At 72.1% G+C, this 23,603-nt stretch carries 19 protein-coding genes; 10 read left to right on the top strand and 9 right to left on the bottom strand.

The annotated features are described in order from the left end of the window. Positions 1-16: 16 nt before the first annotated feature. The gene (gene moaA, locus ABD333_RS12795) at positions 17-1,006 is read right to left on the bottom strand and encodes a GTP 3',8-cyclase MoaA (protein WP_344540727.1); all 990 of its coding nucleotides are present in this window, start codon (positions 1,004-1,006) and stop codon (positions 17-19) included. Positions 1,007-1,188: 182 nt separating this feature from the next. Here moaA and ABD333_RS12790 point away from each other — a divergent pair, with 182 nt between their 5' ends. Together ABD333_RS12790 and ABD333_RS12785 are read left to right on the top strand one after the other, a co-directional pair. Continuing rightward, complete coding sequence (locus ABD333_RS12790) at positions 1,189-2,001, top strand: alpha/beta hydrolase (protein ID WP_344540726.1); 813 nt, start codon at positions 1,189-1,191, stop codon at positions 1,999-2,001. A 34-nt stretch (positions 2,002-2,035) separates the two neighbouring features. Continuing rightward, the gene (locus tag ABD333_RS12785; protein ID WP_344540725.1) at positions 2,036-2,221 is read left to right on the top strand and encodes a hypothetical protein; all 186 of its coding nucleotides are present in this window, start codon (positions 2,036-2,038) and stop codon (positions 2,219-2,221) included. 53 nt (positions 2,222-2,274) lie between these two features. Here ABD333_RS12785 and ABD333_RS12780 read toward each other — a convergent pair whose 3' ends face one another. The 3 genes from ABD333_RS12780 to selA all read right to left on the bottom strand — a co-directional run bounded on the left by ABD333_RS12780 (position 2,275) and on the right by selA (position 6,604). Beyond that, entirely contained in the window at positions 2,275-3,468 is a 1,194-nt protein-coding gene (locus ABD333_RS12780) for an RtcB family protein (RefSeq protein ID WP_344540723.1), read from the bottom strand. Between the two features lie 74 nt (positions 3,469-3,542). Further along, complete coding sequence (selB, locus tag ABD333_RS12775) at positions 3,543-5,315, bottom strand: selenocysteine-specific translation elongation factor (RefSeq protein WP_344540721.1); 1,773 nt, start codon at positions 5,313-5,315, stop codon at positions 3,543-3,545. Then, positions 5,315-6,604, bottom strand: coding sequence for an L-seryl-tRNA(Sec) selenium transferase (gene selA / locus ABD333_RS12770; RefSeq protein WP_344540720.1), 1,290 nt, complete (start codon positions 6,602-6,604; stop codon positions 5,315-5,317). Before selA ends, selB begins: the two co-directional genes overlap by 1 nt. A gap of 329 nt (positions 6,605-6,933) precedes the next feature. Here selA and ABD333_RS12765 point away from each other — a divergent pair, with 329 nt between their 5' ends. Continuing rightward, on the top strand, positions 6,934-8,823 hold the full coding sequence (locus ABD333_RS12765) for a propionyl-CoA synthetase (RefSeq protein WP_344540719.1): 1,890 nt from the start codon (positions 6,934-6,936) through the stop codon (positions 8,821-8,823). A gap of 32 nt (positions 8,824-8,855) precedes the next feature. Here the strand turns inward: ABD333_RS12765 and ABD333_RS12760 are convergent, their stop codons facing one another. The 3 genes from ABD333_RS12760 to selD all read right to left on the bottom strand — a co-directional run bounded on the left by ABD333_RS12760 (position 8,856) and on the right by selD (position 11,798). Continuing rightward, positions 8,856-9,128, bottom strand: a complete 273-nt coding sequence (locus tag ABD333_RS12760; RefSeq protein ID WP_344540717.1) for a GlsB/YeaQ/YmgE family stress response membrane protein — start codon at positions 9,126-9,128, stop codon at positions 8,856-8,858. 90 nt (positions 9,129-9,218) lie between these two features. Continuing rightward, positions 9,219-10,727, bottom strand: coding sequence for a peptide MFS transporter (locus ABD333_RS12755; RefSeq protein WP_344540715.1), 1,509 nt, complete (start codon positions 10,725-10,727; stop codon positions 9,219-9,221). Positions 10,728-10,808: 81 nt separating this feature from the next. After that, positions 10,809-11,798 (bottom strand): selenide, water dikinase SelD, encoded by a 990-nt coding sequence (gene selD, locus ABD333_RS12750; protein WP_410556194.1) that lies wholly within the window; start codon positions 11,796-11,798, stop codon positions 10,809-10,811. A gap of 211 nt (positions 11,799-12,009) precedes the next feature. Between selD and ABD333_RS12745 the strand changes: the two genes are divergently transcribed. From ABD333_RS12745 to ABD333_RS12720, 6 genes are all read left to right on the top strand, one after another. Further along, positions 12,010-13,827, top strand: a complete 1,818-nt coding sequence (locus ABD333_RS12745; protein ID WP_344540712.1) for an AMP-dependent synthetase/ligase — start codon at positions 12,010-12,012, stop codon at positions 13,825-13,827. Between the two features lie 87 nt (positions 13,828-13,914). Beyond that, positions 13,915-14,538 (top strand): trimeric intracellular cation channel family protein, encoded by a 624-nt coding sequence (locus ABD333_RS12740; RefSeq protein ID WP_344540710.1) that lies wholly within the window; start codon positions 13,915-13,917, stop codon positions 14,536-14,538. A gap of 48 nt (positions 14,539-14,586) precedes the next feature. Then, the gene (fdhD, locus tag ABD333_RS12735) at positions 14,587-15,399 is read left to right on the top strand and encodes a formate dehydrogenase accessory sulfurtransferase FdhD (protein ID WP_344540708.1); all 813 of its coding nucleotides are present in this window, start codon (positions 14,587-14,589) and stop codon (positions 15,397-15,399) included. A 240-nt stretch (positions 15,400-15,639) separates the two neighbouring features. After that, positions 15,640-16,572 (top strand): metal-dependent hydrolase, encoded by a 933-nt coding sequence (locus ABD333_RS12730; protein ID WP_344540706.1) that lies wholly within the window; start codon positions 15,640-15,642, stop codon positions 16,570-16,572. Between the two features lie 423 nt (positions 16,573-16,995). Further along, positions 16,996-17,844 carry a M24 family metallopeptidase gene (locus tag ABD333_RS12725; protein ID WP_344540704.1) on the top strand — a complete coding sequence of 283 codons (849 nt, stop codon included), beginning with the start codon at positions 16,996-16,998 and terminating at the stop codon, positions 17,842-17,844. Continuing rightward, positions 17,841-19,601: an SDR family oxidoreductase gene (locus ABD333_RS12720; RefSeq protein WP_344540702.1), complete on the top strand. Its 1,761-nt coding sequence runs from the start codon at positions 17,841-17,843 to the stop codon at positions 19,599-19,601. Before ABD333_RS12725 ends, ABD333_RS12720 begins: the two co-directional genes overlap by 4 nt. 4 nt (positions 19,602-19,605) lie before the next feature. Here ABD333_RS12720 and ABD333_RS12715 read toward each other — a convergent pair whose 3' ends face one another. Further along, positions 19,606-21,384 carry a glycoside hydrolase family 15 protein gene (locus ABD333_RS12715; protein ID WP_344540700.1) on the bottom strand — a complete coding sequence of 593 codons (1,779 nt, stop codon included), beginning with the start codon at positions 21,382-21,384 and terminating at the stop codon, positions 19,606-19,608. Positions 21,385-21,611: 227 nt separating this feature from the next. On the opposite strand from ABD333_RS12715, the gene ABD333_RS12710 reads away from it, so the two are divergent. Continuing rightward, positions 21,612-22,046, top strand: a complete 435-nt coding sequence (locus tag ABD333_RS12710; protein ID WP_344540699.1) for a CBS domain-containing protein — start codon at positions 21,612-21,614, stop codon at positions 22,044-22,046. Between the two features lie 11 nt (positions 22,047-22,057). Here ABD333_RS12710 and yczR read toward each other — a convergent pair whose 3' ends face one another. Next, positions 22,058-23,542, bottom strand: a complete 1,485-nt coding sequence (yczR, locus tag ABD333_RS12705; protein WP_344540697.1) for a MocR-like transcription factor YczR — start codon at positions 23,540-23,542, stop codon at positions 22,058-22,060. Positions 23,543-23,603 lie beyond the last annotated feature (61 nt).

The raw sequence follows: 23,603 nt of genomic DNA, 5'->3' as shown, positions 1-23,603 counted from the left end.
CACCACCACCTGCCGATCAGCCGCCGATCGCCGACATGGGGCGGGCGGGCTGGAGGAAGGACGGGTCGTCGATGCCGTGCCCGGCGCGCTTGGTCCAGACGGCCTTGCGCCAGCGGTCGGCCAGCTCGTCGTCGGAGGCGCCCGCCCGCAGCGCGTCGCGCAGGTTGGACTCCTCGGTGGCGAACAGGCAGTTGCGGACCTGCCCGTCCGCGGTGAGCCGCACCCGGTCGCAGGCACCGCAGAACGGCCGGGTGACCGAGCCGATCACCCCGACCGTGGCCGGGCCGCCGTCGACCAGGAACGACTCGGCGGGGGCGCTGCCCCGCTCCTCCGGCAGCTCGGGGGTCAGCCGGTACTCGGCGCCCAGCAGCGCCAGGATCTCGTCCGCGGTGATCATGTTGTCGCGGGTCCAGCCGTGCTGGGCGTCCAGCGGCATCTGCTCGATGAACCGCAGCCGGTAGCCGTGCTCCAGGCAGAAGCGCAGGAGCGGCACCGCCTCATGGTCGTTGACGCCGCGCATCAGCACGGCGTTGATCTTGACGGGGGCCAGCCCGGCCGCGGCCGCGGCCGCGAGCCCCTTGAGCACGTCGTCGAGGCGGTCACGGTGCGCCAGCCGCTTGAAGGTCTCCCGGTCGAGGGTGTCCAGCGAGACGTTCACCCGGTCCAGGCCCGCGTCGGCCAGCGGTGCGGCCAGCCGCTCCAGGCCGATCCCGTTGGTGGTCAGCGAGACCTGTGGCCGCGGCGTCAGCCCGGCGGTCCGCCGCACGATGTCGGCGATCCCGCGCCGCAGCAGCGGCTCACCGCCCGTGTAGCGGACCTCGGTGACGCCCAGCTCCTCCACTCCCAGCCGGACCAGGCGTACCACCTCGTCGTCGGTGAGCAGCTCGGGCTTGGGCAGCCAGTCGAGTCCTTCGGGCGGCATGCAGTAGGAGCACCGCAGGTTGCATCTGTCGGTCAGGGAGACGCGCAGATCGGTCGCGGTACGGCCGAAGGTGTCGACCAGCACGGGCGCCCCTTCCTGCTGCTGCGGCGGTCTGTCCACGGACCGCCGTCGATGAGTGGAATGACCCAGCCTATTCGGGGAGTTGACGTTCCGCCGCATCGCGAGAGACGGTATCGGCCACGCCGACGGCTCAGTCCTTTGGCGGATCGTACAAGCGATCACCGCACGGCACCCGGGAGGCGCACGTGGCCATGGCACGACTGTGGGAGTTCGCGGGGGTCCGCGGAGCGATCACGACCCACTCATGGCACCGCGACGAGCCCCGCTACGTCGCGGTCCTCGTCCACGGCTACGGCGAGCACCTCGGCCGGTACGAGCACGTGGCCGAGGCGCTCACGCGGCACGGCGCCGTGGTCTGCGGCCCCGACCATCTGGGCCACGGCCGCTCGGCGGGCGAACCCGTCCTGATCGAGGACTTCGCCGATGTCGTGGCCGACCTGCGCACGGTCGTGGAATCGGCCCGCACCGACCACCCGGACCTGCCCGTGGTCATGATCGGCCACTCGATGGGCGGCATGATCGCCGCTCGCTACGCCCAGCTCCACGGGCCGGACCTGACCGCCCTGGTCCTGTCGGGCCCGGTCCTCGGCCGCTGGGACGTCCTCGGCGCCCTCCTCGCCCACGACCAGATCCCCGACACCCCCATCGACCCCGGCACCCTGTCCCGTGACCCGGCGGTCGGCAAGGCCTACGGCGAGGACCCGCTGGTCTGGCACGGCCCGTTCAAGCGCCCCCTCCTGCTGGCCCTCGAGACGTGCGTCCAGCAGATCAACGAGCACGGCTCGCTCGGCGGCCTGCCCACCCTCTGGATCCACGGCGCGGACGACCGGCTGGTGCCGCTCGACGGCACCCGCACGGGCATCGAGCAGATCCGCGGCACCGACCTCACCGAGCGGATCTTCCCGGGCGCCCGGCACGAGGTCTTCAACGAGACCAACAAGGCCGAGATCCTCGCCGAGGTCACCGCGTTCGTCGACCGTGTCCTGCCCGCCCGGTAGCCGCGCGGCGGCGAAGCTGCGACAGTGGATCGTCATGGACGAGACGAACGAGGCGAGCCGGCCCGCGCGGGCCAGGGAAGTCGACTACATGAACCGGGTGGACGTCCATCCCGACGCCCACCGGGCCACCGAGGCCGACGAGGACCAGGTGCTCCGCGAGCTGTACGGCGAACCCGACGACGACGGCGTCTTCCGCGCGGACGAGGGCCGGCAGACGTGACCTCTCCGGGCGGGAAGGCTCCGTTCCAGAGCCTTCCCGCCCGGACCGCGTGACTAGCCCTTGACGCAGATGAGCTGGCGCAGGTGCGCCACGACCTCGACGAGGTCGGACTGCGCCTCGATCACGGTCTCCAGGTCCTTGTAGGCACCCGGGATCTCGTCGAGCACGCCCCCGTCCTTGCGGCACTCGACGCCCCTGGTCTGCTCGACCAGGTCGTCGACCGTGAACGACTTGCGCGCCTTGTTGCGGCTCATCCTGCGGCCCGCGCCGTGCGACGCGGAGTTGAACGAGGCCTCGTTGCCCAGGCCGCGCACGATGTAGGTGCCGGTCGCCATCGAGCCCGGGATGATCCCGAGGTCTCCCCTGCCCGCGCGGATCGCGCCCTTGCGGGTGACGAGCAGCTCGACACCGTCGTAGACCTCTTCCGCCACGTAGTTGTGGTGGCAGGAGATGACCTCGCCCCACGTGCAGCGCTTCTCGCCGAAGCGACGCGTGATCACGTTCTGCGCGAGCGCGATCATGACGGCGCGGTTGCGCCGCGCGTACTCCTGCGCCCAGAACAGGTCCCGGCGGTACTCCTCCATCTTGCTCGTGCCGGTCAGGAAGACCGCGAGGTCCTTGTCCGGCAGGTCCTGGTTGTGCGGCAGCTTGCGGGCGGCCTCGACGTGGTGCTCGGCGAGCTCCTTGCCGATGTTGCGCGACCCCGAGTGCAGCACGAGCCAGATCGCGCCCTTGTCGTCCGCGCAGAGCTCCAGGAAGTGGTTTCCGCCCCCGAGGCTGCCCATCTGCGCGCGGGCCCGGCCGAAACGGCCGCGTACGCCGGGGTGCAGGTCGTCGAAGTCCTTCCAGAAGTCGTACCAGCCGCGTTCCTTGAGACCGGGCAGCGCCGTCGGGTCGACGGGCTGCTTGTGCGAGTGATAGCCGACCGGGATCGCCTTCTCCAGGCGGCCGCGCAGGCCCGCGAGGTCGTCGGGCATGTCCTCGACGCTGAGGCTCGACCTGACCGCGGTCATGCCGCAGCCGATGTCGACGCCCACCGCGGCCGGCGAGACCGCGTCGCGCATCGCGATCACGGAGCCGACGGTCGCGCCCTTGCCGTAGTGCACGTCGGGCATGACCGCCAGGCCTTCGATCCAGGGCAGGCTCGACACGTTCTTGAGCTGGTCGAGCGCCTGGTCCTCAACGGTGACCGGGTCGGTCCAGAGGCGGATCGGAACACGGCCGCCCTTGAGCGTCTGGTACGGCATCACCTGCTCCTCTCCGTTGTGCGAGGGATCCGAACCGTGATCTATGACGCCAGAGGCGCCCGGTCCGCTTCAACTCATTTTCCCTCGTCCGCGGGGCGGGGGCAGGTGCGGGTGTCGCCGGTCCGGCGGGTCAGGCCCCTGGTGTCCAGGTGGTGCAGGAGGGCCATGGCCACCCGGCGGCTGGTGTCGAGGGCCTGGCGGGCCTGGCTGACGGTGAACGGCTGCGGGAGCGCGGTGAGGATCCTGAGGGCCTCGTCGTCGGTGCCCGGGAGGAGCACGACGCCGCCCGGGAGCCGGAGGAGCGCCCCGGCGCGTTCGGCCGCGGCGATCGCCTGTGGGGTGAGGCCGAGCTCGGTCAGCCGGTCGGCGGTGGGGGCCTCGAAGGGCGCGGCGGCCAGGTCGGCGGCCAGCCGTTCGACGGCGTCGGTGATCTGGCCCGGCAGACCCGTGCCGGGCCCGTAGACGCGGCCCTCGGCCAGCCGGAGGGGCGGGCGGACGAGGGAGGCGACCAGCTGGCGGGAGGGCAGGCCCAGACGGAGGCGGAGCGTCTCGACGGGGATGCCCGGGGCGAGGGGGTTCGCGGCGGCGTGGCGGCTGAGCTCGTCGGTCAGCCTGCGGTGCAGATTCTCCCAGTGGGCGGGGTCGGCGAGCCATTCGGCGCCGAGCGGGACGGCGCCGGAGGGCGGGGCGCAGCCCATGACGCGAAGGTCGGAGCGGCTCAGGATGCCGTGGCGGCGCAGGAGCAGGTCCCCGCCGGGACGGTCGGGCCAGGACGCCAGCTCGCGGGCACGGGCGGCCCCGGCTCCGCGGCGGACCAGGGTGGGCGGGCGGACGTCGAGGACGTGGACGCCCGCGATGGTGCGGCGGCCCGGGTCGCGGAGGAGGGCGGTGTCGCCCACGTGGAGGGGCAGGCGGGCGTTCAGGGTGAGGCGCGCGGTGTCCGGTCCGAGGGGACGCAGGCGGACGGGCGTCGCGGACGAGCCCAGGTGCAGGATCAGCTGGCGGGCCAGGCGGCCGGACGGCTCGTCGGAGGAGACCCGCACGTCGACGCAGGTGGTGAACGTCCACGTGCCGGGGGTGACCAGGGCCATGCCCCGCTCGACCTGATCGCGGTCGACGCCGCGGAGGTTGAGGGCGACCCGGGCGACTCCCTGGACCGTCTCCTGGGATTCCTTGGCCGATTCCAGCGCCCGGACGCGGACGCGTTCCCCGGTGGGCATGAGGAGCAGCTCGTCGCCCACGCTGACGGTGCCCGCGGCGAGCGTGCCGGTCACCACCGTGCCGCTGCCCGCGATGGTGAACGCGCGGTCGATCCAGAGCCGTACGGGCGCCTCCGTGTCGGGCACCGGCAGACGCGCCGCGAGGCGGTCGAGCGCCGCGGTCAGCTCGGGCAGCCCGGCGCCGGTGGTGGCGCTGACGGTGACGCTCTCGCAGGCGCGCAGGCTGGTCGTGGCCAGCCGTTCACGCGCCTGGCGCAGGGCGAGCTTGGGGTCGGCCACGTCCGACCTGGTGATGACCAGGACGCCGTGGCGGACGCCGAGGGCGTCGATGGCCGCCAGGTGTTCCTCGGTCTGCGGCATCCATCCCTCGTCGGCGGCCACGGCCAGGAGGACGGCGGGCGCGGGCCCGACTCCCGCGAGCATGGTGGTGACGAACTTCTCGTGGCCCGGTACGTCGACGAACGCCAGACGTTCGCCCGACGGGAGGTCCGTCCACGCGAAGCCCAGATCGAGGGTCAGGCCGCGGCGGCGTTCCTCGGCGAGCCGGTCGGGCTCCATGCCGGTGAGCGCGCGCACGAGGGTCGACTTGCCGTGGTCGACATGACCGGCGGTGGCGACGACCTGCATCAGACCTCTTCCTTGGACGCGAGGGCGGCGGCCAGCAGGTGGCCGTCGTCGGCGGTGCCGGTGGAACGAAGGTCTAGCAGGAGCCGGCCGCCGTCGATGCGGCCGATGACCCTCCGGGCACGGAGCGGCGGTTCGTAGGCGGCGGGGAGGGAGATCGCTGCGCTGGGCAGGTCGACGCCGGGAGCGCCGCCGCCGCCGACCGCGGCGGTCGTGTCGACCGCGACGGCGTCGATGCCGTCGGCGGCGAGGTCTTGGGCGAGGCGTTCGGCACGGGCGCGCAGCTCCCGCACCGGAGTGTGCAGCATACGGGTCGCGGGAGGACGCGGGCCGCGCAGGGTGGCTTCGAGCGCGGCGAGCGTCAGCTTGTCGACCCGCAGCGCACGGTAGAGGGGATGGCGGCGCAGCCGCTGGACGAGCTCGTGCCTGCCGAGGATCAGGCCGCCCTGAGGACCGCCCAGGAGCTTGTCGGCGCTGGCGGTGACCAGGTCGGCTCCGGCGTCGAGCACGGTGGTGGCGTCGGGCTCGGCGGGCAGCGCCGGATCGGGCGTCAGGAGCCCGGACCCGATGTCGACGACCAGGGGAACGTCCAGCGCGGCGAGCGCGTCGATCGGGGCCGCCGCGGTGAAGCCCTCGATCCGGAAGTTCGACGGGTGGACCTTGAGGACGAATCCGGTGGCGGGCCCGATCGCGGCGGCGTAGTCGCCGGCCGTGGTGCGGTTGGTGGTGCCGACCTCGCGGAGGCGCGCGCCCGTCGCCGCCAGCAGGTCGGGCAGCCGGAACCCGTCGCCGATCTCGACGAGCTCACCGCGGCTGACGACGATCTCCCGGCCCGCCGCGAGCGCGGTGGCCGCGAGGACGAGCGCGGCGGCGTTGTTGTTGACGACCTGGACGGCCTCGGCGGCGGGACAGGCCTCGCGCAGGGCGGCCAGGGTGCCGCCGCCGCGCGGGCCGCGCTTCCCGGTGGCCAGGTCGTACTCCACGTCGGCGCATCCGGCGGCGGCGGTCAGGGCGGCGCGGGCGGCGTCGGAGAGCGGCGCCCGGCCGAGGTTGGTGTGCAGCAGGACGCCGGTGGCGTTGACGACCGGCCGCAGGGTCGTCGCGTGCTCGGGCAGCTCGGCCAGAGCCTGCGCCGCGACCGCGCCGGGCGGGATCTCGCCGTCGCGGGCCCGCTGCTGGGCGGCGCCGACCGCGGACTTCACGATCGCCCGGCCGAGCCGCCCGGCGGCCTCCGCGAGCCGCGGGTCCGCCATGACGACGTCGGTACGGGGAACCTGTCTCCGTGGGTCCACGCCAAGCCACCTTATGGACGCCGGGGCCTCCGGTGAAAGCCGATCGCGTTCATACTCTGAGATCAGCGACCGAACTGCGGAAAGTGTCACAGTCTGCGGCATCCGTCTTACTTGGGGCGATACGCATGAAGCTCGTCCGGCCGCGTGCGCCACGACGCCGTCCACCATCCGGTTCACGGGCACGCCACGGACCTCGGGCCTCTTGACTAACCACCCCCCGGACCGACCCAATAGGGGGACGTCCCGAACCGGCGATCGGGACAGCGGGACTCTGCGCGAAAGACCCGCAGGGGGGACCGTTCCTGGCATGAGTCGGACCGGAGGTTGACATGGGCGCCTACGCGGCGGCGTACGAACGCAGCATCGCCGACCCCACCCGGTTCTGGGGGCTCGCCGCGCGCGACGTCCGATGGCTCGTGCCGCCGGACCGGGTGCTCGACGACGGGGCGCCGCCGTTCTACCGCTGGTTCACCGGCGGCGAGCTCAACACCTGTGACAACGCGCTGGACCGGCACGTGGAGGACGGCCGCGGCGAGCAGGCCGCCCTCGTCTACGACAGCCCGGTCACCGGCACCGTGGCGACCTACACCTACCGCGAGCTGACCGACCTGGTGGCGCGGTTCGCCGGCGCCCTGCGCGGGCTCGGCGTCGACCGCGGCGACCGGGTGGTCATCTACCTGCCGATGATCCCGGAGGCGGTCATCGCCATGCTCGCCTGCGCCCGGCTGGGCGCGGTGCACTCGGTGGTCTTCGGCGGGTTCGCGGCCCGGGAGCTGGCGGTGCGGATCGACCACGCGCGGCCCAAGGTCGTGGTGTCGGCGTCGTGCGGCATCGAGGGCGGCCGGATCGTCGCGTACAAGCCGCTGCTGGACAAGGCGCTGGAGCTGGCCGCGCACAAGGTCGACCGGTGCGTCGTCCGGCAGCGCCCGCAGCTGCACGCCGACCTGGTCCCCGCGCGCGACATCGACTGGGACGAGGCGGTCGCGCAGGGCACGCCCGCCGGCTGCGTTCCCGTCGCCGCCACCGACCCGCTCTACATCCTGTACACCTCCGGCACCACCGGCCGCCCCAAGGGCGTGGTCCGTGACAACGGCGGGCACGCGGTGGCGCTGCGCTGGTCGATGGAGAACGTCTACGGCGTCGGTCCCGGCGACGTGTTCTGGGCGGCCTCGGACGTCGGCTGGGTCGTCGGCCACTCCTACATCGTGTACGCGCCGCTCCTCACCGGCTGCACGACCGTCCTGTACGAGGGCAAGCCCGTCGGCACCCCGGACGCCGGGGCCTTCTGGCGGGTCGCCGCGCAGCACCGCGTCAAGGCCCTGTTCACCGCGCCCACCGCCATCCGCGCCATCAAGAAGGAGGACCCGGACGGCGCGCTGCTCGCCGGGTACGACCTGTCGTCCATGGACACCCTCTTCCTGGCCGGGGAACGGCTCGACCCCGACACCTACCACTGGGCGGCGCGGGTGCTGGACAAGCCGGTCATCGACCACTGGTGGCAGACCGAGACCGGCTGGCCCATCGTGGCGAACCTGCGCGGCCTGGAGCCGATGCCGGTGAAGCCCGGCTCCCCCACCGTGGCGGTGCCCGGGTTCGACGTCCGGGTGCTGACGCCGGACGGCAGCGCAGCCGAGCCCGGCGCCGACGGCGACATCGTGGTCCGGCTACCCCTGCCGCCGGGCACCCTGTCCACGTTGTGGCAGGACGACGAACGTTTCGTCGAGTCCTACCTCACCCGCCATCCGGGGCACTACCTCACCGGCGACGGCGGGCGCGTGGACGCCGACGGCTACGTCTGGGTGATGGGCCGCACCGACGACGTCATCAACGTGGCGGGCCACCGGCTGTCCACCGGCACGATGGAGGAGGTCATCGCGGCGCATCCCGCCGTCGCCGAATGCGCCGTGATCGGCGTCCAGGACCGGCTCAAGGGCCAGGTGCCCCGGGGCCTGGTCGTGCTCAAGAGCGGCGCCGAGGTGGACTCGGAGACGCTCCGCGCCGAACTGGTGGCGATGGTCCGCGAGCAGGTCGGCCCGGTCGCCGCGCTCAAGGAGATCACGGTGGTCCCGGCCCTGCCCAAGACCCGCTCGGGCAAGATCCTGCGTGGCGCGATGCGCGGGATCGCCGACGGCCTGGACGTGACGGCGCCGTCGACGATCGAGGATCCGGCCGTGCTCGAAGAGCTCCGGCCCGTCCTGCGTCCGCCGACGGCCCCGTGACGGTCCGAGCTGCGCCCGGCTGCCGCTCCGCCTCAGTAGTTCGTGGACTTCCTGGGCCAGAACGCCGCGACGAGATAGACGCCGATGACCGCGAAGCCGATCTGGAAGAGCGTCTCCCAGAAGTTCCATCCGCTGGTCTTCAGGTCGAACAGGTGCGCCAGACCCGTACCGGCGAACGCGGCGATGATGCCGACGACGACGGTGAGCCAGATGGGCATGTTCTGCTTTCCCGGCACGATCAGGCGCCCGATGGCGCCGATGATGGCCCCGAAGATCAGGGCGGTGATGATCCCCCCGATGGTCATGTCGCTCCCTCGGTCTTGTGGTGTGGGCCCCGCGCGGCCGCGGACCCGTCACCGGGTGAATACCCACGGTAGGGATCTTTGACACGACCGTTAACGTCGGCCCGTTTCCACGGGGCTCGCGGGGCGTTCCTCACCCATGAGCCGCCGCACGGACTTCGCGAACACGAACATCAGCAGCCCGGCCAGGACGGTGAGCAGGCCGAGGAGCAGGAAGTACCACACGTTCCCCCACGGCGCCTGGAGCCGGGCCACCTGCCCGCCGACCGCGTCGCCCGCGGCGGTGGCCAGGAACCAGACGCCCATCATCTGGCTCGCGAACGCCTGAGGGGCCAGTTTGGTAGTGACCGAAAGTCCGACCGGCGACAGTGACAGCTCCCCGAGCGTCTGCAGGAGGTAGACGGCCACGAGCCACAGCAGCGAGATCCTGATCCCGTCCGCGGCGGCGTTCGACGCGATCGACATGACCACGAACGACAGGCCGCACATGACGAGCGCGAAGGCGAACTTCTGCGGCGTGCTCACCCGGTCGCCGAGTCTGACCCACAGCCAGGCGAAGACCGCCGCGAAGCAGATGATCATGATGGGGTTGAGGTTCTGGGTCCAGCTCGCGGGCATCCGCCAGCCGAAGACGCTGAGGTCCACGTGCCGCTCGGCGAAGACGTTGAGCGGGCCGGCCGCCTGGTCGAAGATCATCCAGAAGAGGGCCGCCGCGACGAAGAGCCACACGTACGCCCGCAGTCTCACCCGCTCCTCCGCCGTCACCTCGTGGCTGCGGAACAGGTAGCCGAAATAGACCACCGGAACGACGACGGCGAGCACCGTGAGGGCGACGGTGACGTTGTCGACCGTGAACTCCCCGAGCAGCACCGCGATGACGACGACGGCCGCCACGACGGCCAGCGTGGCCGCGAGGGCCCGGGTGAACGTGCGCCGTTCCGCTTCGTCGAGCCGGTGGCCGGGCGCCTCACCGACGCCCTCCAGGCTCCTGCCGCCCAACACATACTGGATCAGTCCGATGGCCATGCCGACGGCGGCGCAGCCGAAGCCGAGGTGCCAGTCGATGTTCTGGCCCAGGTAGCCGACGATGAACGGCGCCAGCGAGCCGATGTTGATGCCCATGTAGAAGATGGAGAACGCCGAGTCGCGGCGCGCGTCCGGCCGGCCCTCGTACAGCTTGCCGACCATCGTGGAGATGTTGGGCTTGAGCAGGCCCGTGCCCATGATGATGAGGAACAGCCCGAAGTAGACGAAGCCCGCTCCCCCCGGGATCGCCATCGAGATGTGCCCGAGCATGATGACGGTGCCGCCGATCAGCACCGCCCTGCGCGCGCCGAGGATCCGGTCGGCCAGCCAGCCGCCCGGCAGGGCGACGAAGTAGACCATCGACAGGTACACGCCCATGAGGGCGTTCGCCGTGCCCTCGGCCATGCCGAGTCCCGAGTCGGCGGGTGGCGCGATGAGGAACAGCACGAGGATCGCACGCAGGCCGTAGAAGCTGAACCGCTCCCACATCTCGGTGAAGAACAGGGTGGCCAGCCCCCAGGGATGGCCGAAGAAGGTGCGCCCGCCGGGCGCCGGGCCGGATCGCGACACCGCCATGCGGTTCCCCCCGATGATCGCTTGTCGCGGGTCATATACCCAGCGTGATCATCGGCGAACGGCCGGTGTCCCCGGTGCCGGCTATCGCACCACGACGGTGTGCCTGCCCCGCCCGAACAGCTCGCCCACGACCGGCGCGCCGGGGATCTCCCCCGCGACCAGCAGGCCGCCGGAGGTCTGCGCGTCGGCCAGCAACAGCCGTTCGGTCTCGGCGATCCGGCCGAAGTCGGTGTGCGGCGCGACCCACGCCAGGTTGCGCCGGGTGCCGCCCGGGACGAAGCCGTCGCGCACGGCCTCGCGGGCGCCGTCCAGGTAGGGCACGGCCGCCGCGTCCAGCGCGGCCGTCACGCCGCTCGCGCGCGCCAGCTTGTAGAGATGCCCGAGCAGCCCGAAGCCGGTGACGTCGGTGGCGCAGCGGACGCCGCGGTCCAGCGCGAGCCGGCTCGCCGCCGCGTTCAGCGTGGTCATGGCCTCGATCGCCTGGCCGAACACCTCCCCGGTCGCCTTGTGGCGGGCGTTGAGCACGCCGCTGCCGAGCGGCTTGGTCAGCGACAGCGGGATGCCGGGGCGGCCCGCGTCCAGCCGCAGCAGCCGTTCCGGGTCGGCGATCCCCGTGACGGCAAGGCCGTACTTGGGCTCCGGGTCGTCGATGCTGTGGCCGCCCGCGATCGGGCAGCCCGCCAGCGCGGCGACGTCGCGGCCACCGCGCAGCACCTCCTTGGCCACCGCCCATGGCAGCGCGTCCCGTGGCCAGCCGAGGAGGTTGACCGCCATGACGGGCTCGCCGCCCACCGCGTAGACGTCGGACAGCGCGTTGGCGGCGGCGATCCGCCCCCAGTCGTAGGCGTCGTCGACCACCGGTGGGAAGAAGTCGGCGGTGGAGACGACCGCGCGGCCTCCCTCGATCCGCAGCACGGCGGCGTCGTCCCCGTCCGCGCCGCCCATGAGGAGCGCGTCCGGCACGCCGGCGCCGGCGAGCCCGGCGACGGCCTCTTCGAGCTCGCCGGGCGGGATCTTGCACGAGCATCCCCCGCCGCGGGCGTACTGGGTCAGGCGAAGGCCGGCCGGCACGGAGTCCACAGCGCGAACCTATCCCACCCCCCACCTAAATGATCAAGAAGCGGACGGTGCCGGTCCGGCTACGCACGGAGCCCGTCCCGCGGCGACCTGCGCACGGACCGGACGTCCCGCCAACCCCTTGTCCGAACCCTGTTCGGCATGGTGCGATGCGGTGACGCAAGTAACCAGTTACTTCCGACCACGGGGTGAGAGGGGCGCGGACATGCGCGAGGCGGAGATCCACGACGGGCAGACGGTCTGCACCAGGCTGGCCGCCACCGCGGTGGAGCACGGCGGGCACGCCGCCTACTCCGACCGCGACGGCGCCGGCTGGCGGACGCTGAGCTGGGGCGAGACGCGGCGGCGGGCCCTGGAGACGGCCGCCGGGTTCGCGGCGCTCGGCCTGGAGGCCGGCGACGTGGTGGCGCTGATGATGCCCAACCGGTCCGAGCACGTGCTCGCCGACCTCGGCGCGATGCACGCGGGCGGCGTGCCGACGACCGTCTACGCGACTCTGGCGCCCGACCAGCTCGCCTTCGTCGCGGCCGACTGCTCGGCCCGGTACGCGGTGCTGGACGGGGCCGACCAGCTCGCCCGGTGGCTGCCGGTCCTGGCCGGGCTGCCCGCGCTCCGCAAGGTCATCGTGGTGGACGCGGCGGCGTGCCCGGACGACGAGCGCTTCATGACCTGGCAGGCGTTCACCGAGCTCGGCCGCGAACGGCTGGCGGCCGATCCCGCGGACCTCGACCGCCGCTGGCGGGCCGTGCGGCCGTCCGACACCGCGACCCTGCTCTACACCTCGGGCACGACCGGTGACCCCAAGGGTGTGATCATCACGCACTCGATGGCGCTGCGCGAGTGCGCCCTGGTGGAGAGCACCTCGGTGCTGCCCGAGCAGAACGTCGGCATCTCCTACCTGCCGTTCGCGCACATCGCCGACCGGGTGCTCAGCTACTACCTGCCGGTGACCCGCGGCGCGCACGTGTACTTCTGCCCGGACCCCGCGCAGCTCACCACCGTGCTCCGCGAGGTCCGGCCGCACTCGTTCTTCGGCGTGCCCCGGGTCTGGGAGAAGATCATGGCGGGCATCCAGGCGGTGCTGGCGGGAGAGCAGGACGAGCAGAAGAAGGCCGCGGTCCAGGGCGCCCTGGAGGTCGGCCGCACGTACGTGACCAGCCTGGAGTACGGCAACACCACGCCGCCGGAGCTGGCCGCCGCGTTCGAGCGCGCCGACGCCGCCGTGCTCACGCCGATGCGCGCGCTGCTCGGCCTCGACCGGGTCGGCCAGGCCTCCAGCGCCGCCGCCCCGCTGCCGGAGGAGGTCGCACGGTTCTTCGCCGGGCTCGGCCTCAAGATCTTCGACGCGTACGGGATGACCGAGACGACCGGGGCCATCACGGCCAACCTCAGCGACTCGTTCAAGCTCGGCACGGTCGGCCGCCCGTTCGACGGCGTGGAACTGCGGCTGGCCGAGGACGGCGAGATCCTCGTCCGCGGCGCCACGTGCACACCCGGGTACCTCAACCGGCCCGAGGCCACCGCCCAGCTGCTCGACGAGGACGGCTGGGTGCACACCGGCGACGTCGGCGTGCTCGACGAGGACGGCTTCCTCAGGGTCGTCGACCGCAAGAAGGAGCTCATCATCACCGCGGGCGGCGAGAACATCGCCCCCTCGATGATCGAGAACCTGCTCAAGGAGCACCCGCTGGTCGGCCAGGCGCTCGCGTACGGCGACCGGCGCCCCTACGTCGTCGCGCTGATCACCCTCGACGGCGAGGTCGCGCCCGTCTGGGCGGCGGCGCACGGCATCGACACCACCGACCTGGCCGCCCTGGCCGAGCACCCGCTGGTCGTGGAGGAGGTGGCGAAGGCGGTCGAGGACGCCAACGTGCGCCTGGCCCGCGTCCAGCAGGTCAAGAAGTGGCGGCTCCTGCCCGCCGAGTGGACCGCCGAGAGCGAGGAGCTGACACCGACCCTCAAGCTCAAGCGCCGCATCGTGCACGGCAAGTACGGCGACGCCATCGAGGCCCTCTACGACTGATGATCGCCGAGCCGCGTGCCGCTTTGTCCCACCGGTCTCTGACCTGCCAGAGTTCGATGCCATGCGGCACGCGACGGACACCAAGTAATGGGGCCCTCGGGGTTCGAGGCGCTCGATCTGGCCGGCATCTTCGTCTTCGCGGTGTCGGGCGGCCTGGCCGCGGTCAACAAGCGGCTGGACGTGGTCGGCATGGTGGTGCTGGCGGAGATCACCGCGCTGGGCGGCGGCATCCTGCGCGACCTGGTCATCGGGGACGTGCCGCCGACGGCCTTCACCAGTCTCGGCTATGTCCTCGCGCCGCTGGTCGCGGCGGTCCTGGTGTTCTTCTGGCATCCCCAGGTCACCCGGGTGCTGCCGGCGGTCCAGCTGTTCGACGCGGCCGGGCTCGGGCTCTTCTGCGCGACGGGGACGCTCAAGGCGCTCGACCACGGCCTGTCGCCGCTGCACTCGGTGCTGCTGGGCGTGGTCACCGCCGTGGGCGGCGGCATCCTGCGCGACATGCTCAGCGGCCAGATCCCCACGGTGCTGTACGACCGGCAGCTCTACGCCCTTCCCGCGCTGCTGGGCGCGTCCGTCGTCGCGGCCGCCCGCGCGCTGGAGCTGCACGGCGCGGGCGTCACGGCGGGCGCGGCAGTGCTGGCCTTCTCGATCCGGGTACTGGCGATGCGGCACGGCTGGCGTACCCCCCGGCCGCGCGGGGTGCCCGACTAGCGCCCGCCGCCCTTCGCGCCGCGCGCACATCGGGAGTACGGTCGCGCTATGGGGCGGATCACGGTGCGCAAGCCGGTACTGCGGCTGAGCACCGCCGGGGTGCGCGGGCGGCGGCCCGACACGCTGGCGGTGGAGGAGCCTCTGGAGATCCGGGTCGGCGGGCGCCCGCTGACCATCACGATGCGGACGCCCGGCGACGACTTCGACCTGGTGGCCGGTTTCCTGGCGGCCGAGGGCGTCATCGCCGGGGCGGCCGATCTCGCGGGCATGCGCTACTGCGCCGACACCCACGAGCAGAACACCCTCGACGTGGTCCTCGCGCCCGGTGTCGCCCCGCCTGACTCCCTGCTGGAACGTGCCTTCACCACCACCAGCGCGTGCGGCGTCTGCGGCAAGGCCAGCATCGAGGCGCTGCGCGCGGACCGCCCGTACGACGTCGCGGCCGATGACGTGAAGCTGACGCCCAAGATCCTGGCGCGGATGCCGGAACGCCTGCGCGAGGTGCAGCGGGTGTTCGACCGCACCGGCGGCCTGCACGCCGCCGGGCTCTTCGACCCGGCGGGCGAGCTGCTGGCCGTCCGCGAGGACGTCGGACGGCACAACGCGGTGGACAAGGTCGTGGGCTGGGCGCTGCGGGAGGGACTGCTCCCGCTGAGCGGCCGGATCCTCATGGTGAGCGGCCGCGCCTCGTTCGAGCTGACCCAGAAGGCGATGCTGGCGGGCGTCCCGGTGCTGGCGGCCGTCTCCGCGCCGTCCTCACTGGCGGTCGAGCTGGCCGAGGACGCCGGGATGACCCTGATCGGCTTCCTGCGCGGCGAGACCATGAACGTCTACACGGGCGAGCGGCGCGTGGCCGTCTGACCCACCCCGCCGTCCGGCGACCGTGACAGCAGATGGTGGTTTTGTCATCCCGGGATGAAGACCGCTCGGTAACTTGTGGGCCGGAACTCAAGAAAGCGCGCCGGTCCCACTAGTTCACTGGCGTGCCAGCAGTTCATACGGCGATCTCATCGCCGCGCACCGAAAGACGATCTTGAATTGCGTCGAATCGGTGCTGTTGTGCTGCTCCAGTGACCAGGCGCGCCGGTGTGAGGAGCGGAAATGGCAGGGCTTTCCGAGGCGGCAGCGAACGTCGGGATCGACGAACGGCACCCCCGCATCCAGCCCAGACGCGTCTCGTTCGACTGGGAGAAGACGCCGCTGCACTGGATTCCCGGCGACCCGGTCGCGACCCACATGATCAATTCCTTCCACATCGTCCTGCCCGAAGGCGAGAAATGGTTCATCCAGTGCGTCAAGGACGCGCTGCCGCATATCAAGGACGCGAAACTCCGGACGGAGATCAAGGGTTTCATCGGCCAGGAGATGGTCCACGCGCGATCCCACCAGAGCGTGCTGACACAGCTCCTGGAGGTCAACGGGATCGACGTTTCCAAGATCACTGAACCGGCGGCGCAGGGCAACGCCGACCGTCCGGCCCAGATGGCGGCGCTCAAGGAGCGGTCGCCGCGGCTGTGGCGGCTGCGCCTGCGGTTCGAGCTGGCGGCCGTCGCCGCCATCGAGCACTACACCGCCGTCCTCGGCCAGTGGATCATGGACAACGACCGGCTGGACGAGGCCGGCGTGGACCCGACGATGCTGGACCTGCTGCGCTGGCACGGCGCCGAGGAGGTCGAGCACCGTTCCGTGGTGTTCGACGTCTACCAGCAGATGGGCGGCAGGTACCCGATGCGCGTGGCCGCCTGGGCGATCTCCCTGTTCTTCCTCTGCTGGGCCGTGATCGGCGGCGGGATCTACCTGATGAAGCAGGACCCCACGATCACGCGCAAGGTGACGCTCCCGCGCGTCTACCGCTCCTACCGCAAGTCGGTGCGCAAGGGCCACATCCCCGGCATCTTCAAGCTCCTGCTCGGCGAAGCCCCCATCTACCTCAAGCCCTCGCACCACCCGTCCCAGATCTGCTCCACCCCCCAGGCGCTCGCATACCTGATGAAGTCCCCCGCCGCCCAAGCCGCGGGCTACGATCCTTATTAATTGCTTTCGTGGCCTCGGGCCCTCGCCTGGCGGCTCGGACCCGAACCACAAAAGGAGCGAGCGCGACATCGCTTCGCGATCTTCGCGGGAAGCCTCGCCTCCGGCTCGCTTCCCGCTCAGCGCGCCTAGTTTTGCTTTCGCGGCCTCGGGTCCTCGCCTGGCGGCTCGGACCCGAACCGCAAAAGCGGCGAGCGCGACATCGCTTCGCGATCTTCGCGGGAACCTTCGCCTCCGGCTCGCTTCCCGCTCAGCGCCGCGCGCTCGCGTGCACCACAAGGTCGGCAGCCAGACGCTTCGCCTCCACCGCTTCTTGCCGCTCAGTGCCGTGTGCTCGCGTGTGCCTGAGTTGCTGGGGAACGCGTCGTGACGCGCGCCACAGCTGCGTGGCTTGACCTTGGTTCAAATCAGCGGTTAATTAACGATGTGTCCAATAATGTGGCGCTCGCCCGCACCGGCAACGCGGCGGAGCTTGAGCGATTCCGTGCGGTCCAGCGGCTGTGCTACGAGTGCGCCGACGAGGTGGCCGCCACCCTGGAACCGGGCGTGACCGAGCGCGAGGCGTGCAGGCGCATGCGGCGCTGGCTGCGCGACCACGGCGTGGACGACTGGCTGCACACGCCGTTCGCCTGGTTCGGCGACCGGACGGCCTTCCGCGGCTTCAAGGTGCCCACGCAGTTCCTGCCGAGCAAGACGCGGCTGGAGGAGGGCATGCCCTACATCCTCGACATGGCGCCGGTGAAGGAGGGCTACTCCGCCGACATCGGCTACGGCGGCGTGCTCGGCCACAATCGCGTGTGGGATCAGCTGGACTCTGATTTGGCCGCCTACCGTTCGCTGATCCTTGAGCTGGTCAAGCGGCGTCTGACGTTCGCCGACATCTACGCGGAGGTCGACGCGCTGATCGAACGGCAGGGATACGACAACCGGCACCGCAAGTACCCAGGCCGGGTCATCGGGCATCAGGTCGGCATCATCGGCGGACTGCTTCCCAAGGGGGTCGGCTTCCCGTTCGGCGTGCGGTTCCTGCAGACGATCGGCCGTGAGCTGGTCAAGGAGCGGATGGTGGGCAGGTCGCCGCTCTGGAACGGGGCCAAGCAGTCCCAGCATCCGCCGACGCCGGGGCTGTGGGCCGTCGAGCCGCACATCGGCTTCCGCGACGTCGGCGTGAAGTTCGAGGAGCTCCTCGTGGTGACCGAGGACGACGCGTTCTGGCTGGACGACGATCTGCCGCACGTACACCGCTGGGCCGCGAGGAAGAAGGCATCCGCATGAGCACCACGCCCACGACGCGGCGCGTCCGCGGCGACGGCGTCGACCTGGCCGTCTTCGAGCAGGGCGACCGCTCCCGGCCGACCGTGCTGCTGATGCACGGCTACCCCGACACCCACGCCGTGTGGGACGAGGTGGCCGACCGGCTGGCCTCGCGCTTCCACGTGGTCCGCTACGACGTGCGCGGCGCGGGCGCCTCCTCGCGCCCGTTCGGCCGCAAGCGCTACACGTTCGAGTACCTGATGGCCGACCTGCGCGCCGTGCTGGACGCCACGAGCCCGGACCGGCCCGTGCACCTCGTCGGCCACGACTGGGGCTCCATCCAGTCGTGGGAGGCCGTCTGCACGATGCCCGAGCGGTTCGCCTCGTTCACCTCGATCTCCGGGCCGTGCCTCGACCACGTGGCGCGGTGGACGCGCGGCAGGCTGAGCCGGCCCACGCCGCGCAACCTCCGGCTCGCGGCGGGACAGGGCGTGCGGTCCTGGTACATCTACTTCTTCCAGACTCCGGTCCTGCCCGAGGTGCTGTGGCGCGCCGGGCTGACCCGGCCGTTCACCCGCGCCCTGGAGCTCGGCGAGGGCGTCAAGCCGCGCGAGGGGCATCCGGCGCGCACGTTCGCCCGCGACGGTGCCGCGGGCGTCGGCCTCTACCGGGCCAACATGCTGCGGCGGCTCCGCAACCCGCGCGACCGCCGGACCGACGTCCCCACGCAGGTGATCGTGCCGACCAAGGACCTGTTCGTCTCGCCGCACCTGGTCGGCGGCCTGCAGGACAGCGTGCCCAACCTGGCGCTGCGCACCATCGCGGCGGGGCACTGGGTGCCGCGCAGCCACCCCGAGGTCGTCGCCCGGTGGATCACCGAGCACGTCACCGCGGTGTCGGGCGGCCCCCTCACCGCCGCCGAGTCACGGGCGCTGCGCCGGGCGCGGGTGAGCCGCGACCGTCGCTCGTTCGACGGCTCGCTGGTCGTCGTCACCGGCGCGGGCAGCGGCATCGGCCGCGCGACCGCGCTGGCGTTCGCCGAGAAGGGCGCCGAGGTGGTGGCGGCCGACGTCGACCTGGCCACCGCGCAGCGCACCGCCGAACTGGCCGGGCTCCTCGGCCCGGACGCGCACGCCTTCCAGGTCGACGTCTCGGACCCGGTCGCGATGGAGGACTTCGCCAAGTCGGTGCTGCACGAACACGGCGTGCCCGAGGTCGTGGTCAACAACGCGGGGATCGGCATGGCCGGCGGGTTCCTCGACCACTCGGTGGACGACTGGCAGCGGGTGCTGGACGTCAACCTCTGGGGCGTCGTCCACGGCTCGCGGCTGTTCGGCGCCCAGATGGTGGCGCAGGGCCAGGGCGGGCACATCGTCAACACCGCCTCCGCGGCGGCGTTCACGCCCTCGCGCACGCTCCCCGCGTACGCCACCAGCAAGGCGGCTGTGCTCATGCTCTCCGAGTGCCTGCGCGCCGAACTGGCGGGCAAGGGCATCGGGGTCAGTGCCATCTGCCCAGGCATCGTCAACACCAACATCACTCGTACGTCGCGCTTCGTCGGCCAATCCGACGAGGACCAGGGCAAGAGCCGGGAACGTGCGGCACGCGCCTACGCCTTGCGCAACTTCGGCCCCGAAGGCGTCGCCAAGCAGATCGTGGCGGCGGTGCAGAAGAACCGGGCCGTCGTCCCTGTCACCCCGGAGGCGCGGCTGAGCTATCTCACGTCGCGCGTCTCGCCACGGGTGATGCGGGTGCTGGCCCGGTTCGACGTCGGCTAGGGCGTCACCACGCGCCCCGGTGGCCGTCGAGCTCGTAGGCGGTGTGGATCAGCGGCACGTGGCTGAACGCCTGCGGGAAGTTGCCCACCAGGCGTCCCGTCCTGGGGTCGTACTCCTCCGCCAGCAGGCCCACGTCGTTGCGCAGCGACAGCAGCCTCTCGAAGAGCGCGTGCGCCTCGTCCTCACGGCCGATGAGCCGCAGCCCGTCGGCGAGCCAGAACGAGCACGCCAGGAACGCGCCCTCCTCGCCCTCCAGGCCGTCGGACGACTCGCCCGCACGGGTCGGATAGCGCCGGACGAACCCGTCCTCGGCCAGCTCGCGCTGGACGGCCTCGATCGTGCCGACCACGCGCGGATCGTCCGCCGGGAGAAAGCCGACCTGCGGCATCAGCAGCAGGGCCGCGTCGACCTCCTCGGAGCCGTACGACTGGGTGAACGTGCCTCGGACGGGATCGAAGCCCTTGTCGCACACGTCCTTGTGGATCCGGTCGCGCACCCGCCGCCAGTGCTCGACCGGCCCGGGCCGCCCGAACTCCTCCGAGAGCCGGATGGCGCGGTCGAACGCCACCCAGCACATCATCTTGGAGTGCACGAAGTGCCGCCGGTCGCCGCGGACCTCCCAGAGCCCCTCGTCAGGCTCCTGCCACCGCCGCTCCACGTACGCGAGCAGCGAGTCCTGCATCGCCGCGATCTCGGGCGCGGGCGGCAGGCCCGCCTTGCGCGCGAGGTACAGCGTGCTGATCACCTCGCCCGGAACGTCCATCTGGAGCTGCCCGGCGGCGGCGTTGCCGACGCGGACGGGACGCGAGCCCTCGTAGCCGGCGAGCCAGCCGACCTCCCACTCCGGCAGCCTGCGCTCCCCCGCCACCCCGTACATGATCTGCACGTCCTCGGGGGCGCCCGCGACGGCCCGCAGCAGCCACTGGCGCCAGGCGTCGGCCTCCTCGGTGCAGCCGGTGCGCAGGAGGGCGTCCAGCGTCATGGTCGCGTCGCGCAGCCAGCAGAAGCGGTAGTCCCAGTTGCGGATGCCGCCGATCGTCTCCGGCAGCGACGTGGTCGGCGCGGCGACGATGCCGCCGGTGGGCGCGTAGGTGAGCGCCTTCAGCGTGATCAGGGACCGGACGACGGCGTCGCGGTGGGCGCCCTGGTAGGTGAACCTCTCCACCCACCGGTTCCACTCCTGCTCGGTCTCGGCCAGCGCGCGCAGCGGATCGACCGGCCGGGGCGCCGGAAGGTGGGACGGGTGCCAGGTGAGCACGAACGGGATCCGCTCGCCCGAGCGCACCGTGAACTCCGCGGTGTGCGTGAAGTCGTGGCCCGTCACCTTGACCGGGCTCCGCAGCCAGATCGCGTCCGGCCCGGCGATCCCGGCGAGCTGGCCGTCGGAGCGGTGCATCCAGGGCACGCGGTGGCCGTAGTCGAACCGCAGCCGCAGGTCCATCGTCATGCCGACCTCGCCGGCGAGCCCCTCCACGATCCGCACGACGTCGGGCGCCTCGCCGCGGTGCGGCATGAAGTCGGTGATCCGGACCGCGCCGTCCGCGGTCTCCCACTCGGTCTCCAGGATCAGCGTGTCGCCCCGGTAGCGGCGGCGGGTGGCCCGCCCGGCCCCGGCGGGCGCGAGCCGCCAGCGGCCGTTCTCCTCGTCCCCGAGCAGCGCGGCGAAACAGGCCCCCGAGTCGAAGCGCGGCAGGCACAGCCAGTCGATGGACCCGTCGGCGCAGACCAGCGCGGCGCTCTGGCAGTCGCCGATCAGTGCGTAGTCCTCGATCCGTCCCGGCACGTCGCCCCCTCTTTGAGTGCACAGCCACCTGCTTCACAGCGAGATCGGCAGGTCGGCCCTACCCGTGATCGACTTTCGCATGCCCGGCCCGGGGACGGCCCCGTGCCGCCGGAGCCAAGCGTTTACCGCCGGGGGGTTCCGGCGGGCGGCGGAACATGGGACCTTGGCAGGTAAGGACCGCGGCGGGGCCCGCGACAGCCGACCGAACCGACGCCGGAGTGTTGATCATGCGCATTCGCGACATCCTGCGGAGAAAAGGGAACGCGGTGGCCACGGTGCGACCCGACGCCACCGTCCGGGAGCTGCTGGCCACCCTTGCCGAGCACAATATCGGCGCGGCGGTCGTCTCGCCGGACGGTGCGACGATCGCGGGCATCGCGTCCGAACGTGACGTCGTGCGGCACCTGCACGAGCACGGTGCCCGGCTGCTCGACCGGCCCGTGGCCGACATCATGACGGCCGAGGTGCGCACCTGCGAGCCGAGCGCCGACGTGCACGACCTCCGCATGACCATGACCGAGCACCGGATCCGGCACATCCCCGTGGTCGTCGACGGCCGGCTGGCCGGGCTGGTCAGCATCGGGGACGTGGTCAAGAGCGCGATCGGCGAGCTCGAGAGCGAACGCGAGCACCTCGTCGACTACATCCAGCGCGCCCCCTGACGGCCGGCCCGTCAGACGTAGGCGGGCAGCGGGCGGGTGACGGGGGCGGCGTCGACCTCGCGGTAGGCGGCGGCCAGACGTTCTACGGCGGCGTGCAACATCTCCGGCGGCAGCACGTACGGCAACCGGACGCAGTCTTCGAGCACACCGTCGACGCCGAAGACCGGGCCGGGCACCACCCGTACGCCGTAGCGTCCGGCGGCCTCGGCCAGCAGCGTCGCCACCGGGGCGCCGAGCCGTGCCCACAGCGACATGCCGCCCTCGGGCAGCTGGAACTCCCAGCCCGGCAGGTGCTCGCGCAGGGCGGCGGCCAGCGCGTCACGGTTGCGCAGCAGCGTCGCGGCACGCTCGGCACGCACCTCGTCGAGCCGCAGCAGCAGTTCCCGGACGATGAGCTGGTCGAGCACCGGGCTCGCCATGTCCATGGCCTCGCGTGACAGCACCAGGCGCCGCGCCAGCGGCGCGGTGGTACGGATCCACCCGATGCGCAGCCCGCCCCACAGCAGCTTGGACGCGGAGCCGATCGTGATGACACGCCCGCCGGTGTCGTAGGAGCACAGCGGCGCCATCCGGGGCGCGGTCAGGTCGTGCCCCAGCTCGGCGAACGTCTCGTCGGCGACCAGGAAGGCGTCCGCCCGCCGCGCGGCGTCCACCAGCTCGGCCCGGTCGCCGTCGTCCATGAGGCGGCCGGTGGGGTTCTGGAAGTCGGGGATCATGTAGGCCAGCCGCACCGCGGCCTGCCGCATGCTGCCGGCGATCAGCTCCAGGTCCCAGCCCTCGTTGACGCCCACCGGCACCAGCCGGGCCCCGCGCCGCCGCAGCGCGCCGAGGGCGTGCGGATAGGTGGGCCGCTCGACCAGCACGGCGTCGCCGGGGTCGATCATGACCTGGGTCAGCACGGTGAAGGCGTGCTGCGCGCCCGTGGTCACGACGATCTGGTCGGGCCGGGTCGGCACGCCGCGCGCCGCGTACATCGCGGCGATCACCTCGCGGAGCTCGACCAGGCCGGCGGGCTCGTAGCCCGGACCGGCGCTGTAGCGGCCCAGCTCGGCGACCGCAGCGGCGACGGCCGCGTCGAAGATCTCCGGTGCGCCCGGCGTGGCACAGCCGAGGTCGATGAAGCCGGGCCCGTCCGGCGCGTGCGCCATGCCGAACTTGCCGGCGCCGAACGGCACCGCCACCGACGGCACGCTCCGCGCCGACGACGGGGCCGGCATGTTGGTCGGCGGCAGCGCCGTCCAGCTGCCCGCGCCCTGCCTGCTCTCGACGAAACCCTCGTCGCGCAGCCGGTCGTAGGCCGCCGTCACGGTGGTGCGGCTGACGCCGAGGGCGGCCGCCAGGTCCCGTTCGGCGGGCAGGCGGGTGCGCAGCGCCAGCCGCCCGTCGAGGACGAGCCCGCGCACCGCGCGGGCGAGCGCGACATAGAAGGGGCGCTCGTGCGGCACCTCGCCGAGCAGCCGGGCCAGCTGGGATCCGCTCACGTACCGCGTGCTCATGCAGACCACTTTCGCACATTGGCCCTTTAGTTACCAGGCCACTCAGCACCAAAATAGCCAT

Source organism: Actinomadura fulvescens (assembly GCF_039533225.1).
Lineage (GTDB): Bacteria > Actinomycetota > Actinomycetes > Streptosporangiales > Streptosporangiaceae > Spirillospora > Spirillospora fulvescens.
The sequence above is the reverse complement of the archived record's forward strand: the minus strand, read 5'-3'. Positions and strand labels throughout refer to the sequence as shown.

What these genes read in the sequence shown, in the direction of transcription:
- ABD333_RS12745 (WP_344540712.1), top strand. Translation starts at nt 12,010, where the DNA reads ATGCGCGAGGCGGAGATCCACGACGGGCAGACGGTCTGCACCAGGCTG.
- ABD333_RS12760 (WP_344540717.1), bottom strand. Translation starts at nt 9,128, where the DNA reads ATGACCATCGGGGGGATCATCACCGCCCTGATCTTCGGGGCCATCATC.
- selB (WP_344540721.1), bottom strand. Translation starts at nt 5,315, where the DNA reads ATGCAGGTCGTCGCCACCGCCGGTCATGTCGACCACGGCAAGTCGACC.
- fdhD (WP_344540708.1), top strand. Translation starts at nt 14,587, where the DNA reads ATGGGGCGGATCACGGTGCGCAAGCCGGTACTGCGGCTGAGCACCGCC.
- ABD333_RS12730 (WP_344540706.1), top strand. Translation starts at nt 15,640, where the DNA reads ATGGCAGGGCTTTCCGAGGCGGCAGCGAACGTCGGGATCGACGAACGG.
- ABD333_RS12780 (WP_344540723.1), bottom strand. Translation starts at nt 3,468, where the DNA reads ATGCCGTACCAGACGCTCAAGGGCGGCCGTGTTCCGATCCGCCTCTGG.
- ABD333_RS12720 (WP_344540702.1), top strand. Translation starts at nt 17,841, where the DNA reads ATGAGCACCACGCCCACGACGCGGCGCGTCCGCGGCGACGGCGTCGAC.
- ABD333_RS12755 (WP_344540715.1), bottom strand. Translation starts at nt 10,727, where the DNA reads ATGGCGGTGTCGCGATCCGGCCCGGCGCCCGGCGGGCGCACCTTCTTC.
- ABD333_RS12765 (WP_344540719.1), top strand. Translation starts at nt 6,934, where the DNA reads ATGGGCGCCTACGCGGCGGCGTACGAACGCAGCATCGCCGACCCCACC.
- yczR (WP_344540697.1), bottom strand. Translation starts at nt 23,542, where the DNA reads ATGAGCACGCGGTACGTGAGCGGATCCCAGCTGGCCCGGCTGCTCGGC.
- ABD333_RS12710 (WP_344540699.1), top strand. Translation starts at nt 21,612, where the DNA reads ATGCGCATTCGCGACATCCTGCGGAGAAAAGGGAACGCGGTGGCCACG.
- ABD333_RS12785 (WP_344540725.1), top strand. Translation starts at nt 2,036, where the DNA reads ATGGACGAGACGAACGAGGCGAGCCGGCCCGCGCGGGCCAGGGAAGTC.
- ABD333_RS12740 (WP_344540710.1), top strand. Translation starts at nt 13,915, where the DNA reads ATGGGGCCCTCGGGGTTCGAGGCGCTCGATCTGGCCGGCATCTTCGTC.